The organism is Marinobacter xiaoshiensis (assembly GCF_031631795.1).
In the GTDB taxonomy this organism is placed as follows: Bacteria; Pseudomonadota; Gammaproteobacteria; order Pseudomonadales; family Oleiphilaceae; genus Marinobacter; species Marinobacter xiaoshiensis.
In genome coordinates this window covers 22,613-36,994 of record NZ_JAVMBO010000007.1, presented here as the reverse complement: position 1 = coordinate 36,994, position 14,382 = coordinate 22,613, and the positions used below count along the sequence as shown (strand labels likewise).

The following is a 14,382-nucleotide window of genomic DNA, read 5'->3' as shown; positions in this document are numbered from 1 at the left end:
TTCGGTCTAGTTTAGTTGATTAAGGCATCGGCCACATTGAGCATTTCTTAAACGAAAAAACCGAAAACCCGATGCGCCTTTTTGCTCAGGCGATCAGGTTTTCGGTTTTACCTGACTCTATACAGCTCAGGCGCCAATCACGCCCTTATCATCACGGACCACTATTACGGTCGCATCCCGTGGGTGATCGCCTTCGTTACCGAAGGGCCAGTCCCTGGCTGGATGCTGAATGTTCACGAACATGGTTTTAACATCCGGCGTAGTTACAACCCCGGTCACCTCGCAACCTTGCGGGCCCACGAAGAAACGACGGATATCACGGGTTTCAGGGTTAGCCGCCAGCATCATGTTGTTCTGATACGGCGGGGCGTCGGAACCATCGGTTTGAATCCAGAGGCGGCCATTGTAGTCAAACCACAAGCCATCCGGGCTGTTGAAGATATTGTCATCGGTCAGTGACACAGCGACATCTCCATCGACAACCGTTTCTGTCCCCTGCTCTCCGGCAAACACGAAAATATCCCACTGGAACTCTGATGCAGCAAAATCATCACCGCCTTCACGCCAGCGAATGATATGACCGGTGCGGTTTTCTGCCCTGGGGTTCGCAGCGTTTACCTGCTCCTCAGTGCGCCGGGAGTTATTGGTCAGGGTGAAATAGACCTCACCTGTATTAGGATCTACCGCTCCCCACTCCGGGCGATCCATTGGCGTCGCACCGGCAATATCGGCTGCGAGCCGGGTATTCAGGAGCACATCTGCCTGGTTCTCGAATCCGTCAAACTGGACATTTCCAACCAACGAGCCTTGCGCTGCCTCAACACTGGCCGCGAAGCCTGCATCGTCAAGTGACAAAGGCAGCCAATCGCCAGAGCCGTCTTCGTTATAACGCGCAACGTACAGAGTTCCCTCATCCAGCAAGTAGCCACTGGCGGTTGCTGCATAGTAGGGCCGCGAAGATACAAACTTGTAGATGTACTCGAAGCGGGAATCATCACCGGAGTAGCACACAACCGGCTTACCTTCCTCTACCGGCGCAAAGATCACACCTTCATGGCCGAAACGGCCAAGGGCAGTGCGCTTCTGGGGCTTGCTCTCCGGCGTGAATGGGTCAATTTCTACCATGTAGCCATAGGTGTTGGCTTCGTTTCGATAATCGTCTTCAGCACTTTGGGCCGTGGGGGTAATGTTGAAGCGCACGTATTGATCATCCCCGCCCTCAGCAAGCTCCCAATCGTAGCGGCTTGCACCACCAACGCCATGGCGGGTCTGTTCCCGAGGCTTGGTTTGGGAGCTATTGGCGAAATAGCCGTGCCAGTTTTCCTCTGCTGCCAGATAGGTTCCCCAAGGTGTCGGGCCCATAGAGCAGTTGTTCAGCGTGCCCCGGGTTTGGGTGCCGTTCTTGCTGAAACGGGTCGAGAGCTTCTGGTAGCCCCGAAGAGGGCCACGAATATCCATCTCGGTGTTGCCCGTAACCCGGCGGTTGAAGGGGCTTCCGAAGACTATGTCCCAGTCACCTGTGCTGTCTTTTTTGATATGAACCACCGAGACACCGTGAGCAGCCACTTCCTTGCGTACCTCATCGGCAGGTCGCATTCCATTTGCGTTATAGGTGGGGCCATCGGGGTGAAGGGCAGCCTGATTTATGTACTCATGGTTCATCACCAGCAGCCCTTCATCGGAAGAGTTACCGCCAGTCTTAAAATCAATCGGGAAAAAGTGCAGGCCATCGTGATGCATGCCTACTTGTTGTTCCTGATCCGCTCCGGAGTTGGACGCGTCTGCCCGAAATGCAGGATAAGAGCCGGTGATTGGTGTGCCCCAGGGCAAAAAGGCTTTGGTGGAGTAGCCGGCTGGCACTACAACCTTGTTTGCTGAGGAAACGGGTATCGCTGCGAAGCCCAATTCCGTTGCACTGCCTTCACCCGGGCCTGCACTTCCATTGCCCCCATTGCTGCGGTCATCGCTATCGCTGTCACTTCCACAACCCGCAATCCCGAAACCCATAATGCTGGCCAGTGCCGCGCCAACACCGCCTTTCATCAATGTGCGTCTCTGCATACGTGCAGCCAGTACGTCCTGGAATGCGCTGTTGCCTGAGTGGTTTACAACGGGTTCGTAGTCGGGATCCAGGTAATTGGAATCAAGGTCGTGCTTGGCCATATTTTGTCTCTCTCAGTCTCTCGCTGTGTACAACAAACGGGGGTTATCGAGAGGACAGTGTCGGTGGGGCAGATGACAATGCGGAGACAGTAAAACGACAGAACCGTTAATCTTTTCTGACAAAGACTAACGGTTCTGATGAGCTTTGGCTGAAACACTCCGGCGCAGGTGTTACGCGCCAGAGTTGAGACATGATTACTTAGTCATGTCGTCATAGCCTTCTTCCATGGCATCGCCAGCTTCTTCTGCGGCTTCACCCATTTCATCACCGACATTCTCGGCACCTTCCTTCATTTCGCCGATTACGCCTTCATCCTGACCCGTAGCTTCTTCATAGGTCTCTTCCACAGAATTGCCCGCGTCTTCCACAATTTCTCCAGCGTTGTCCGCGGCCTTCTCAAAATCAGCTCCTTCGTTGTCATCGGAACTGCAGGCAGCCAGACCTAAAGTCAAAAACATAAGAAGAGCGCTGAGAGTAAATTTATTCATAACATATCCCTCTGTTGGTAAACATTTGTAACCCTGCACAGAGTACGGCCATGACCGGCGCCACACAATTACCTGCTGATTACTCTTTGTTTAAGCAACCACTCCCAAACGGTGTGAGGAATCCGTCCTTGGCCTGGCGACTTGCCTGCAGCGCACATTGTCATTCTGGGCCAACCTCCCATTCATCACGCCACTTTGTTGCATTGCAACATTGTCCGACATAAATTTAAGGCATATGCACCGCAACGGAGAAACACCATGAATGTCAAAACCCCTGACGCTGGAAAGTGGAAAGACCCAAAGCGCTATCTCTGGCTACTGGGCCCTGCTCTGCCCGGCATAGGCCTGGCCGCCCTAACCGGCTATGCGATAGCACCTAAAAAGCTCAAGTTTCTGGCTTGGACAGGGCCGGCGTTGGTACATGGAGTTATTCCCGCGCTGGATCGCGCCATAGGTGAGGACCAGAGTAACCCACCCGAATCAGCGGTCAGTTCGCTGGAGCAAGACAAGTATTACAACCGTATTGTTAAGGCATTTATCCCTACCCAATATGCAATGACTGTTATGGGCGCCTGGCTTGCCAGCCGCAAGAAGACGCCCATAGAGGACAAGATCGGCCTGACTCTGACAGTAGGCGCAATCAATGGTGTTGGCATTAACACCGCGCACGAGTTGGGCCACAAATCCAATAAGCTCAACAAGCTGATGGCTATGGCCGCGCTGGCACCCACGGGCTATACGCATTTTGTGGTTGAGCATAATTTTGGCCACCACAAGCGCGTGGCAACGCCGGAAGACCCTGCGAGCAGCCGCATGGGTGAGAGTTTCTGGAAGTTTTTGCCGCGCACGGTGTTGGGCGGCATGAAGTCTGCGGTGGAGATTGAGAAGGCGCGTCTGGCTCGCAAAAATAAGAGCTTCTGGTCTCTGGACAACGAGTTACTGCAGGGCTGGGCCATGAGCGCGGGTTTCTTTGGTGCAACAACTTTGCTGTGTGGCCCTCGTGCGGTTCCGTTTCTTGCGGCTCAGGCAGTTTATGGTGCGAGCTTGTTGGAGAGTGTGAACTACATTGAGCACTACGGGTTGCTGCGTCAGAAAGACAAGAATGGGAAGTATGTGCGCACTCAGCCGGAGCACAGCTGGAACAGTAATCACATTGTGACGAACCTGTTCTTGTATCAGTTGCAGCGTCACTCTGATCACCACGCTCACCCACAGCGCAGTTATCAGGCTTTGCGTCACTTCGAGAATGCTCCGCAGTTACCTGGTGGCTATGCATCGATGCTAATGCCGGCTTATGTGCCGCAGTGGTGGTACGAGACCATGGATAAGCGGGTGATCGATCACTACGAGGGTGATCTGGGCAAGATCAACTGGGACCCGGATCGTAAGTCGGAGTTGATGACCAAGTATGCGGATTATGCTGCTGAGGTGGCTGCCAAGGCTGCGGCGCGGCGGGAGGAAGCTTCTGGTTCGGCTTCGGAGAAGGCTGCCTAGTTTTCAGACTCTGGAGTGGGCCGCCGGTGGGCTCTGTCTCCCAAGACACGCTGTGAATACATCCCTGTACGCTTGACGGCAGCATCCATGCTGCCGACAGTCTTGGGAGACAGAGCCCACCGGCAGCTTCAAGCCCCTGCTATCTGCCTTATTTTCCTTTGAACACTGCATCTCGCCGTTCGAGGAAAGACTGAATACCTTCTTTCACATCCTCGCTGGCCATGACTGGTTGCAGATCCGGGAACAAGCGCTGTTTTGCTGCTTCCTCGCCTTCGCTTACGGCGATTTTGGAGGATTTCAGGCTGCCGCGCACACCCAGAGGCGCAGCACTGGCGATCTTCTCGGCGATTGCCAGTGCAGCGTTGAACTGCTCGCCCGGCTCAACCAGTTCCTGTATCAAGCCCCACTCGTAAGCTTGTTCGGCGGTCCATTCATCACCGGTGAGCAAATAACGCTGAGCGTTGCCCCACCCGATTTCCCGTTGCAGGCGGATAGTCGCGCCACCGCAGGCGAAGATGCCGCGTTTGACTTCCAACTGAGCAAAGCGGGTTCCTTTCGCTGCTACGCGAACGTCTGTGTTCAGCATCATTTCCACACCGCAGGTAAAACAAATGCCCTGGGCAGCGAACACCACGGGTTTGCTGAGGCCGTCGCCGGTTATATGGAACGGATCCAGCTCACCATCAGCCGGTTCTATTCCCTCACCGTTTGAAAACACACCTGCCCAATCATCCAGCTGCAGGCCGCTGGTGAAGTGATCGCCTTCGGCATACATCAGCCCCACTCTCAAATCGTCGTCGTGCTCCAACTGGTAATAAGCCGCAGCGATTTCGTGGTACATGGCGCGGTTCATGGCGTTCATTTTTTCGGGGCGGTTTAGCCCTATGAGCAGGATGTGATCTTGCTTCGTTACCTTAACCAGTGACATTGGTGACACCTTTAGTAAACAGCTGTTGCATTTAACATTCGGGAGCCATCTCCAGAGCTTGAGCGCAAGCGGCGGGTGGCAGCTCCCGGGAATGTCGGTGGCCATGGATGGCCACCGTCAAGCCTTACATGGACGTACTTGCAGGCGTTTCCCGGGAGCTGCCACCCGCCGATTGAGCCTACTCCAAAATCAGAACCACTCAGCCTTCATGTTCAAACAAGTGTCATCCATGTTTCGCAACAACACCAAGTCCTGAGCAACTGTTGGAAGTTCCCAGTGGAAAAAGTACTGAGCGGCCTGCAATTTGCCCTGGTAGAAATTCCGCTCGTCGTCGCTGTTAGCAGAAGCCAGCGCTTGTGCCGCAGCATTAGCCTGACGCAACCACATCCAGGCCACGATGATGTGACCGAACAGGTGCAAATAGCAGGAGGCATTAGCAAGGGTTTTGTCCACTTTGCCACTCATCAGGGACTTACCCAGGCTTTGAGTAACCTTGACTGCCTGCTGCAATGTTTCGCTCAACGACAGCGCCCATTGTTGACAGCGATCGGTGGTCGCGGCTTCCAAGTCGACCTGCATTTCCTGCATCAGCAACTGCAAGCCATGGCTTTGGTCTTGCCAGATCTTACGGCCCAATAAGTCCAGCCCTTGAATGCCAGTGGTGCCTTCGTGGATCGGGTTCAGGCGATTGTCGCGCCAGCACTGTTCCACCGGGTACTCGCGGGTGTAACCGGCACCGCCGTAGACCTGAATCGCCAGGTCGTTAGCCTTCGGGCCATGTTCGGAGGGCCAGGTTTTGATGACCGGCGTGAGTAAGTCGAGCAACTTGCCAGCTTCAATACGCTTCTGTTCATCCGGGTGGGTGTGCTGATCGTCCATCAGACGCGCGCCATACAGGCAAAGTGCGACTGCACCTTCGCTATAGGCTTTCTGGGCCAGCAGCATACGGCGCACATCTGCGTGATCAATAATCGGCACTTGCGGGCTTTCCGGGTTCTTTTCAGAAGCCTTGCGGCCCTGCAGGCGGTCCTTGGCGTATTCCAGGCTGTGCATGTAACCACGATAGCCAATCACCGCTGCACCAAAGCCTACACCTACCCTGGCTTCGTTCATCATCTGAAACATGTACTTCAGACCCTGATGGGGTTCACCCACCAGATAACCGTGGCAAGGCGCATCGTCACCAAAGCTAAGCGCCGTAGAAGTAGTGCCTCGGTACCCGAGTTTATGTATCAGGCCTGCCAGGCTTACGCCATTGCGGTCGGCGGGATTACCTTCACTATCTACCCGGAACTTGGGAACGATAAACAGGGAAATGCCTTTTACTCCGGCCGGTGCGCCTTTGATCTTGGCGAGTACCATGTGAACGATGTTCTCAGTGATGCTTTGCTCACCACCGGATATATAGATTTTTGCGCCTTTGATCAGGTAATGGCCATCGTCCGATGGCGTGGCTGACGTGCGAATGTCCGCCAGCGACGACCCGGCATGGGGTTCGGTCAGAGCCATGGTTCCGCTATAACGGCCGCTGAGCATGTTGGGCAGGAAACTGGCTTTCTGTGATTCGTTACCAAACACGCGGATAAGGTTTGCAGCGGCTGTGGTCAGAAATGGATAACCTGCAGTACCCGGGTTAGCGGCTGTGAAAAAACCGTTACAGGCCGCCATCACCGTCTCTGGCAGTTGCATACCGCCCAATTCGTAGTCATAACGCCCTGCAATAAACCCGGCTTCTGCGTAAGCATCAAATGCCACCTTTACTTCAGGCAGCATTTCCACCTGGCCATTAACGAACTTTGGCTCGTCTTTGTCAGCCGCGCTGTTGTGATTGGCAAACTTCTCTCTGGCCATTTTATCGGCGGTTTCGATAACGGCATCGAAGGTATCGCGGTTGTGCTCGTTGAACCGGTCGCGGCTGAGCAGGCTTTCGGTATCGAGAACTTCGTAGAGTTGGAACGCCAGATCGCGGCGATCTATCAGAGTGTCGGTCATTTATGCAGCTTCCTGGTAATTGGCTGGAGCATTTCTTTAATTGTGTACAGGCTCTCACAACCGGGTTTTTCTGGGAACCGGCATTTATGACATAATCATGGCCAATACTGCCAAATACCTGTGAGCTTTGGCTCCCGGGTGATGGTGGTACTGCTTCGCCCTGACTCAGTCGTTCGGCCGGGAGAATTCGTGCAAAAGGTTTCAATTATTGGATTTGATGGTGCTTTAGCCAGTGCCATCACAGGTGTGATCGATTTATTTCGCTTGGCTGGCGTTACCTGGGCGCGGATTCATGGTGAGCAACCTGAACCACACTTCACTACGCAGCTACTAACGCGCAACGGCGATCACTGCCGGTGTATTAACGGCATCACTTTGGTTTCGGATGGAAGTTGGGAAGATCTGGATGCAGAGAGTGCCGATCTGGTGATCGTGCCGACCATCGGTGCACCGATTGATCAGGTGCTGGCGTCAAATCCGGAACTGGTTACCTGGCTTGGCCAGTTCAGTGTCCCGAACCCGAACAGCGCCGGGCAGGTTCAGTTAGCGAGTAACTGCACCGGGGCTTTTCTGCTGGCTGAGGCGGGCTTGCTCAACAATAAAGAGGCCACCACCCACTGGGGCTTCAGTGACAGGTTTCGCCAGAGCTACCCGCAAGTAAATCTGAACCCCGAAAAGCTCGTAACAGTAGATGGCCACATTGCCTGTGCAGGTGGTGGCATGGCTTGGTGGGATTTGGGTGTGCACCTTATAGAACGTCGCGCAGGCGCTCAGGTCGCCCGGGAACTGGCGAAGGCGTTTGTGATCGATGCCGGGCGTAACAGCCAGGCACCCTATAGCGCACTTCAAGCCAAGCGTTACCATTCAGACTCAGTAATCCTCAAACTGCAAAGCTGGCTGGAGGAAAACTACGGCGAAGACATTAACCTGCAGTCCCTTGCCGCTTTCAGTGGCCTGACTACCCGCTCGCTGATGCGGCGATTCAAGGTAGCCACCGGCGAAACGCCCAAAAGCTACCTGCAATCTATAAGAATAGAGGCTGCCCGCAGCCATCTGGAAAACTCTCGCTTGCCTGTGGAGGACATTACCCGGCTGGTGGGCTACGAAGATGTCAGCTCGTTCAGCCGTCTGTTTCGCAAACAAACCGGGCTGGCTCCTGGTGCCTACCGGTCCCGATTCGGCAGATAGTGTGCTGACTGCTTGGCCCAGGTTATGCATCAGATGACTCAAGCGGCCACCGGCCGAGTGTTTCCGTAAACTATACTGACAGGTGTCATGTGGGAGAAACGCGCCATGAACGCACCGGCTCAACAAACCCGGACTGAAGTTCTCAGCAGGCTGTACACCATGAAGCTTGCACAGATCGAGAAGGCGTCCCATCAGGGCGATAGCTTGCGCAGCATGGTTCTGGAGGCGGAGGCCGAAGCCATTTTCAACGCGCTCAAATCCGCCAAATAACGTTTCTTTGGCAAATAAAGATCGCAAAACAGGGTCTGACTGTGCCCCTCCACGTCACATAAAAGCATCCAGACTCCAATTGATTGATCACAAGTCGACTTGACCTGCGAGCCCGGGCACGTATTATCAATGGCCAGGTTTTACTAACGGAGCAACCATGACCGCAAGGTCCGTCGGCTGCAAGCAGACCAATCGCCCCCCTCTTACCGCTGACATCGCGCGGCATCGTGGGCGTTTACCCTACTTCCCGGATCCACCAGCCTTTCGCTGATCCAACTCCCGCTGCCCAACCACATCGCCTCCATGCGACCTGTGCAGGGTGACCGATGGGCGTCTAGACTCAAGCTCATAAACCAATTTCATTCATAAAAAGAAAATCGCTAACGAGGCTGCGATGTCGCTACCGCTAGTTGTATTACTGCCGTTTCTGGGGGCCATTGCGGCGCCCTTATTTGCCCAGGGCGGGCGAACGGCTATCGCAATAGCATCATCCGTCCCGGCACTGATTGCGCTGGCGGCACTGTTCCCCCACTGGTCTGTTCTTTCAGCAGGTGGCACGGTGCTTCACACATACGAGTGGCTGCCGGCACTCGGGCTCTCCTTCAGCTTTCGCCTTGATGGTCTTGCGCTTCTGTTCGCACTGCTGATACTGATCATCGGCCTGCTGGTTATCATCTACTCGCACTATTACCTGAGCGCCAAGGAGAACGTAGCCAAGTTCTACTCCCTGCTTCTGTGCTTCAAAGGTTCCATGCTGGGCATTGTGCTTTCTGGCAACCTGCTGTTGATGCTGATCTTCTGGGAACTCACCAGCCTGACCTCTTTCCTGTTGATCAGCTTCTGGACCCATAAGCAGGATGCTCGGCGTGGTGCCCGGATGGCTCTGGCGATAACCGGCGGCGGCGGGTTGGCCCTGCTGGCCGGCATTCTGCTTATCGGCAATATTGTTGGCAGTTTTGAACTGGATGATGTGCTTGCCGCAGGCGATCTCATCAAATCCCATTCGCTGTATCCCGTAGCCCTGACTCTGGTTTTGCTTGGCGCTTTTACCAAATCTGCCCAGTTCCCGTTTCATTTCTGGCTGCCTCATGCCATGCAGGCGCCCACACCTATCTCTGCTTACCTGCATTCGGCCACCATGGTAAAAGCGGGCATCTTCCTGATGGCGCGCCTGTATCCGGCTTTGGCGGGAACCGAGCAATGGTTCTATATGGTCAGTTTCACCGGCATGGCCACATTGCTTCTTGGCGCTTATTTCGCCATGTTCAAACACGATTTGAAAGGCTTGCTTGCCTATTCAACAGTTAGTCATCTGGGCCTGATTACGCTGCTGTTGGGCATGGGCACTCAACTGGCTGCGGTTGCCGCTATATTCCATGTAATCAACCATGCCACCTTCAAGGCTTCGCTGTTCATGGCCGCAGGTATCATCGACCATGAAACAGGCACCCGCGATATGCGGCGAATCAACGGGCTTTGGCGTTATATGCCCCATACCGCCACCCTCGCCATGGTGGCAGCCTCTTCCATGGCGGGTGTTCCTTTGCTGAACGGTTTCCTCAGTAAGGAAATGTTCTTTGCCGAGTCCCTGCAGCTCAACCTGCCTGGCCTCTGGGCCTGGGTGCCACCGATTGTTGCAACCCTGGCGGGTATTTTTGCCGTTGCCTATTCGGCCCGGTTTGTCCACGACGTATTCTTCAACGGTAAGCCGGTAGATCTACCCAAATTCCCGCCCCACGAGCCTCCCCGCTACATGAAGTTCCCAGTGGAGATTCTTGTGTTTGCCTGCATCATGGTTGGTGTGTTCCCGACTATCTCCGTTGGGCCTCTGCTGTATTCTGCAGCTTCAGCAACCCTTGGCGGAGAAGTACCAGACTATCAACTGGCGATCCTTCATGGCTTTAACCTGCCACTGCTGATGAGTTTCCTCGCTTTCTTTGGTGGCCTGCTGATGTACACCCAGCGCCAGCGCTTTTTCGACTTCCATGCTCAGCTTCGGGAAGTCGATGGCAAGGCGGTATTCGAGTTTGTGGTCTCGAAGATTGAAGACATGGCTCATAGCTTTACTGGGTGGCTCGAAAACGGCTCATTGCAACGCTATGCCCTGCTTCTGGTGGTCAGCGTTATTGCGGTAGCCATAATGCCGCTTGCGGAGAATGGCTTTTATATTGGCGAGAATGGGCTTAGCCCTGTGGATTGGCCCACGGGCACTGCCGCCGGCGTGCTGATCGTATCCGCCCTGGCAACAGCAACCTGGCACCGGGAACGCTTTTACGCACTCGTACTCCTGAGCGTGGTAGGCCTGGTTGTGGCCTTGGGGTTTGCACGCTTCTCCGCACCAGATCTGGCCATGACGCAGCTCTCTGTGGAGGTTGTGACCATTGTCCTGCTGATGCTGGCGCTATACTACATGCCCTCCTGGACCCCCATTGAAAGCTCTAAAGGCCAGCGCATCCGCGATATCCTGATTGCACTGGCTGCAGGTACCGGCATGACCCTGATCACCCTGACCATGCTGACTCAGCCCTTCAGCTCCATTTCAGAGTTCTTCCTGGAGAACAGCAAACCCGGCGGTGGTGGAACCAACGTCGTTAACGTAATCCTGGTCGACTTCCGTGGCTTCGATACCTTGGGCGAGATTACGGTGCTGGCTATTGCGGCGCTCGGCATCTACGCCATGTTGAAAAACACAGCACTGACTCCCCCTCCGGGAGACGGGTTGGGGCATGCCTGGACACGGGATCACTACCCGCTGATGTTGCGGCAAGTGGCCCGTCCCATGCTGCCGCTGGCGCTGATGGTGTCTGCCTATATCTTCCTGCGTGGGCACAACCTGCCTGGGGGCGGCTTTATTGCTGGTCTTATTACCTCCGTAGCGCTAATTCTCCAGTATATAGCCAGCGGCATGGTGTGGACCGAGGATCGCATTCCATTCAGGTACCACAACGTAATTGGCCTCGGTTTACTGTTTGCCACCATAGCGGGTGCCGGCAGCCTGGCGTTTGGCTATCCGTTCCTGACCACTACATTTGGCTATATCAACTGGCCTGTGGTGGGCAAATTCGAAGTTGCCTCAGCCTTGGTGTTTGATCTGGGTGTTTATCTGGCAGTGATTGGCGCAACCTTGCTGGCCCTGGTCAGCATCGGTCGGCTGTCGCCTCACTCAGCCATTAAAAGCAAAATGGAGAGCGCGTAATGGAACTGTTATTTGCACTGGCCATCGGTGCCTTAACGACTTCGGGCGTCTACCTGCTGCTTCGCGCTCGCACCTTCCCTGTGATCATGGGGCTGACACTGCTCTCCTATGGTGTAAACCTGTTCCTGTTCGCCTCCGGGCGGCTCGCCACAGGCCAGCAACCCGTCATCGGAACAGCCGCGAGCTATTCAGACCCTTTACCACAGGCACTGGTGCTCACGGCCATCGTCATTGGCTTTGCCATGACTGCGTTTCTGGTTGTTTTGTCACTGCGCAATCTGGCAGACAACGAAAACGACCATGTAGATGGTCGGCGCGAGACTGCCCCACCACCTTCAAAACTTGAGCAAGAGGTAAGCGGTAAATGACTCACTGGCTTATCGCTCCTATTCTGATTCCTCTGCTCGGCGGTATTCTGCAAGTATTTATGGGCTATGCCCCTATCAGCTTGCGCCGCACCTTGGCCATTGCCACGACAGTGTTAATGCTTGTTTCCGCAGTTGTTTTGTTGGCGCTTGCCAGCGATGGCAGCTACCGCGTTTATGCATTCGGCAACTGGCAGCCACCCTTCGGCATAGTTCTGGTGCTCGACAGGTTGGCAGCCTTGATGCTGGTGCTAACCGCGGTTCTCGGCCTGTTCTGCCACATTTACGCGAGCGGCGGCGCAGATGAAGGCAACCGCCAGTTCCATGGATTGTTTCTGTTCCAGTTGATGGGCCTGAACATTGCCTTTCTCACCGGCGATCTATTCAACCTGTTTGTTGCCTTTGAGGTTCTGCTGATTGCCTCCTACGGATTACTCATGCACGGCGGAGGCTCCTCGCGCACAGTGGCCGGGCTTCATTACGTTGTTCTGAACCTGGCCGGTTCTGCCCTGTTCCTGATCAGCGTAGGTATGATTTACAGTGTAACCGGCACTTTGAACATGGCGGATCTGGCGGTAAAAATCCCACAGGTGACGGGCAACAACCTGAACCTTGTGAAGGCCGGTGGCATGATGTTGCTGGTTGTTTTCGGCCTGAAAGCAGCCATCCTTCCATTGTGTTTCTGGTTGCCAAAAGCTTACGCCAGAGCAACGGCCCCCGTCGCAGCCCTTTTTGCTGTCATGACCAAGGTGGGCATTTACGCCATTGTAAGAATTTACCCGCTGATGTTCGGGGATGATGCCGGCGAACTTGCCAACCTTGGCATGGACTGGCTCTTCCCTCTGGCACTGGTTACCTTGAGCATGGGTGTCATTGGTGCTTTAGGCGCTGACAATCTGAAAACACTGGTCGCCTGGCAGGTGATTATTTCCGTAGGGACTTTGCTTGCCCCCATCGCCCTGGGCTCTGAAGCTGGGCTCTCAGCCGCTCTATTCTATCTGGTGAGCACAACCTGGACGGTTGCCGCCCTTTTTCTTGTGTCCGAACTGGTCGCAAGCCAAAGAGGCGCGGCAGGTGACAGCATAGTGACTGCACCCAAAATGCACCACAGAACCTTCCTGAGTGTGCTGTTCCTTATCGGTGCTGTAGCCGCTGCCGGCCTACCGCCTTTGAGTGGCTTTTTCGGCAAGCTGCTGATCCTTCAATCTGTAGAGCCCGGTGCAGAAATGGCTTGGCTATGGGGTGTGTTGCTGATTGGTGGTTTCCTAACGCTTATTGCTTACAGCCGTGCGGGCAGTATCGTTTTCTGGTGGAATATAGATGGCCATCTGGAAACCCCGGAACCCATGAACAACAGAGTTGCTATCTCTACCGGCATCCTGACCTGCCTTACAATGCTGATCGTGGTTTTAGCGGGTCCCCTGAGCGACTTCACTCGCGCGACTGCAGAGCAGGTGTACGATAATCAGGGCTATATCAACATCCTGCAGACGCCTGTGCATATTCCTCAGAACCCATTGGTGGGGGAGATAAACTGATGTTTGATCGCCTAAGCTTTCCTCAACCCTGGCTGAGCCTGATTCTGTTCATCACCTGGCAGATACTCAGCGATGGCGTATCCGGCGGCAGTGTTGTGCTGGGCCTTATTCTGGCCTGGATAATTCCCCAGATAACTCACGGATTCTGGCCGGAACGCCCGGCGTTTGTGAAAACCTGGCGCATGCCGGGTTACATTCTGCGTGTTCTGAAGGATATTGTGGTGGCGAGTTTTTCTGTGGCCTGGCTGATTCTCAGCCCCCGCACGCCAAGACCGGCTTTTATCAGCTATCCCCTGACGCTTGATCACCCACTGGCCATATCCATTCTTGCCAGTACGATTTCACTCACTCCCGGAACAGTCAGCGCAGACGTCAGCGATGACAACCAGACGCTGCTGATCCATGCGCTGGACGCAGGTAGTGATCAGGAGGTTATTGACGCCATTTACAACAGCTACGAAAAGCCGCTGATGGAGATGTTCAAATGATCACTACTGCCCTGTACCTGACCATCGCCATGGTGACCCTGGCCGCGCTGCTTAACGTGTACCGTTTGGTCATAGGGCCAGATGAGCCGGATCGCGTGCTGGCGATTGATACGCTCTATATCAACGCCATTGCCTTGATTATCCTGCTGGGCATCACTCTGAGCACCCGCATGTACCTTGAGTCTGCTTTGCTGATCGCGGTTATGGGGTTTGTCAGCACCGTAGCCATGGCCAAATACCTCAAGCGTGGCAGCGTAATTGAGTAAAACCG

At 54.7% G+C, this 14,382-nt stretch carries 12 protein-coding genes; 8 read left to right on the top strand and 4 right to left on the bottom strand.

Going from position 1 to position 14,382, the window contains the following annotated elements; genetic code table 11:
• Window positions 1-126: 126 nt before the first annotated feature.
• A complete protein-coding gene (locus RKA07_RS04020) occupies window positions 127-2,163 on the bottom strand; it encodes a PhoX family protein (protein WP_310965648.1) in 2,037 nt (678 codons plus the stop codon).
• Window positions 2,164-2,358: 195 nt separating this feature from the next.
• Window positions 2,359-2,652, bottom strand: coding sequence for a hypothetical protein (locus RKA07_RS04015; RefSeq protein WP_200202631.1), 294 nt, complete (start codon window positions 2,650-2,652; stop codon window positions 2,359-2,361).
• A 258-nt stretch (window positions 2,653-2,910) separates the two neighbouring features.
• Here RKA07_RS04015 and RKA07_RS04010 point away from each other — a divergent pair, with 258 nt between their 5' ends.
• Window positions 2,911-4,146 (top strand): alkane 1-monooxygenase, encoded by a 1,236-nt coding sequence (locus tag RKA07_RS04010; RefSeq protein ID WP_227714543.1) that lies wholly within the window; start codon window positions 2,911-2,913, stop codon window positions 4,144-4,146.
• Between the two features lie 148 nt (window positions 4,147-4,294).
• Here RKA07_RS04010 and RKA07_RS04005 read toward each other — a convergent pair whose 3' ends face one another.
• Together RKA07_RS04005 and RKA07_RS04000 are read right to left on the bottom strand one after the other, a co-directional pair.
• Window positions 4,295-5,074 (bottom strand): crotonase/enoyl-CoA hydratase family protein, encoded by a 780-nt coding sequence (locus RKA07_RS04005; protein ID WP_310965647.1) that lies wholly within the window; start codon window positions 5,072-5,074, stop codon window positions 4,295-4,297.
• A 189-nt stretch (window positions 5,075-5,263) separates the two neighbouring features.
• A complete protein-coding gene (locus RKA07_RS04000; protein WP_310965646.1) occupies window positions 5,264-7,066 on the bottom strand; it encodes an acyl-CoA dehydrogenase in 1,803 nt (600 codons plus the stop codon).
• 189 nt (window positions 7,067-7,255) lie between these two features.
• Here RKA07_RS04000 and RKA07_RS03995 point away from each other — a divergent pair, with 189 nt between their 5' ends.
• The 7 genes from RKA07_RS03995 to RKA07_RS03965 all read left to right on the top strand — a co-directional run bounded on the left by RKA07_RS03995 (window position 7,256) and on the right by RKA07_RS03965 (window position 14,377).
• Window positions 7,256-8,254, top strand: a complete 999-nt coding sequence (locus RKA07_RS03995; protein ID WP_310965645.1) for a GlxA family transcriptional regulator — start codon at window positions 7,256-7,258, stop codon at window positions 8,252-8,254.
• An 87-nt stretch (window positions 8,255-8,341) separates the two neighbouring features.
• Window positions 8,342-8,524, top strand: a complete 183-nt coding sequence (locus RKA07_RS03990) for a hypothetical protein (protein WP_200369627.1) — start codon at window positions 8,342-8,344, stop codon at window positions 8,522-8,524.
• 394 nt (window positions 8,525-8,918) lie between these two features.
• Window positions 8,919-11,720 (top strand): monovalent cation/H+ antiporter subunit A, encoded by a 2,802-nt coding sequence (locus RKA07_RS03985; protein WP_310965644.1) that lies wholly within the window; start codon window positions 8,919-8,921, stop codon window positions 11,718-11,720.
• Window positions 11,720-12,088, top strand: a complete 369-nt coding sequence (locus RKA07_RS03980; RefSeq protein ID WP_200202637.1) for a Na+/H+ antiporter subunit C — start codon at window positions 11,720-11,722, stop codon at window positions 12,086-12,088. The genes RKA07_RS03985 and RKA07_RS03980 overlap by 1 nt, the downstream gene beginning before the upstream one ends.
• Window positions 12,085-13,623 carry a monovalent cation/H+ antiporter subunit D gene (locus RKA07_RS03975; RefSeq protein WP_310965643.1) on the top strand — a complete coding sequence of 513 codons (1,539 nt, stop codon included), beginning with the start codon at window positions 12,085-12,087 and terminating at the stop codon, window positions 13,621-13,623. Before RKA07_RS03980 ends, RKA07_RS03975 begins: the two co-directional genes overlap by 4 nt.
• Complete coding sequence (locus tag RKA07_RS03970) at window positions 13,623-14,111, top strand: Na+/H+ antiporter subunit E (RefSeq protein WP_200202639.1); 489 nt, start codon at window positions 13,623-13,625, stop codon at window positions 14,109-14,111. Before RKA07_RS03975 ends, RKA07_RS03970 begins: the two co-directional genes overlap by 1 nt.
• The gene (locus RKA07_RS03965) at window positions 14,108-14,377 is read left to right on the top strand and encodes a K+/H+ antiporter subunit F (RefSeq protein ID WP_200202640.1); all 270 of its coding nucleotides are present in this window, start codon (window positions 14,108-14,110) and stop codon (window positions 14,375-14,377) included. The genes RKA07_RS03970 and RKA07_RS03965 overlap by 4 nt, the downstream gene beginning before the upstream one ends.
• Window positions 14,378-14,382: the final 5 nt, after the last annotated feature.

Excerpts from the sequence above, each read along its gene's own strand:
- RKA07_RS04020 (WP_310965648.1), bottom strand. The coding sequence starts at position 2,163 with ATGGCCAAGCACGACCTTGATTCCAATTACCTGGATCCCGACTACGAA.
- RKA07_RS04005 (WP_310965647.1), bottom strand. The coding sequence starts at position 5,074 with ATGTCACTGGTTAAGGTAACGAAGCAAGATCACATCCTGCTCATAGGG.
- RKA07_RS03975 (WP_310965643.1), top strand. The coding sequence starts at position 12,085 with ATGACTCACTGGCTTATCGCTCCTATTCTGATTCCTCTGCTCGGCGGT.
- RKA07_RS03965 (WP_200202640.1), top strand. The coding sequence starts at position 14,108 with ATGATCACTACTGCCCTGTACCTGACCATCGCCATGGTGACCCTGGCC.
- RKA07_RS03970 (WP_200202639.1), top strand. The coding sequence starts at position 13,623 with ATGTTTGATCGCCTAAGCTTTCCTCAACCCTGGCTGAGCCTGATTCTG.
- RKA07_RS04000 (WP_310965646.1), bottom strand. The coding sequence starts at position 7,066 with ATGACCGACACTCTGATAGATCGCCGCGATCTGGCGTTCCAACTCTAC.
- RKA07_RS03980 (WP_200202637.1), top strand. The coding sequence starts at position 11,720 with ATGGAACTGTTATTTGCACTGGCCATCGGTGCCTTAACGACTTCGGGC.
- RKA07_RS04015 (WP_200202631.1), bottom strand. The coding sequence starts at position 2,652 with ATGAATAAATTTACTCTCAGCGCTCTTCTTATGTTTTTGACTTTAGGT.
- RKA07_RS03990 (WP_200369627.1), top strand. The coding sequence starts at position 8,342 with ATGTGGGAGAAACGCGCCATGAACGCACCGGCTCAACAAACCCGGACT.
- RKA07_RS03985 (WP_310965644.1), top strand. The coding sequence starts at position 8,919 with ATGTCGCTACCGCTAGTTGTATTACTGCCGTTTCTGGGGGCCATTGCG.
- RKA07_RS04010 (WP_227714543.1), top strand. The coding sequence starts at position 2,911 with ATGAATGTCAAAACCCCTGACGCTGGAAAGTGGAAAGACCCAAAGCGC.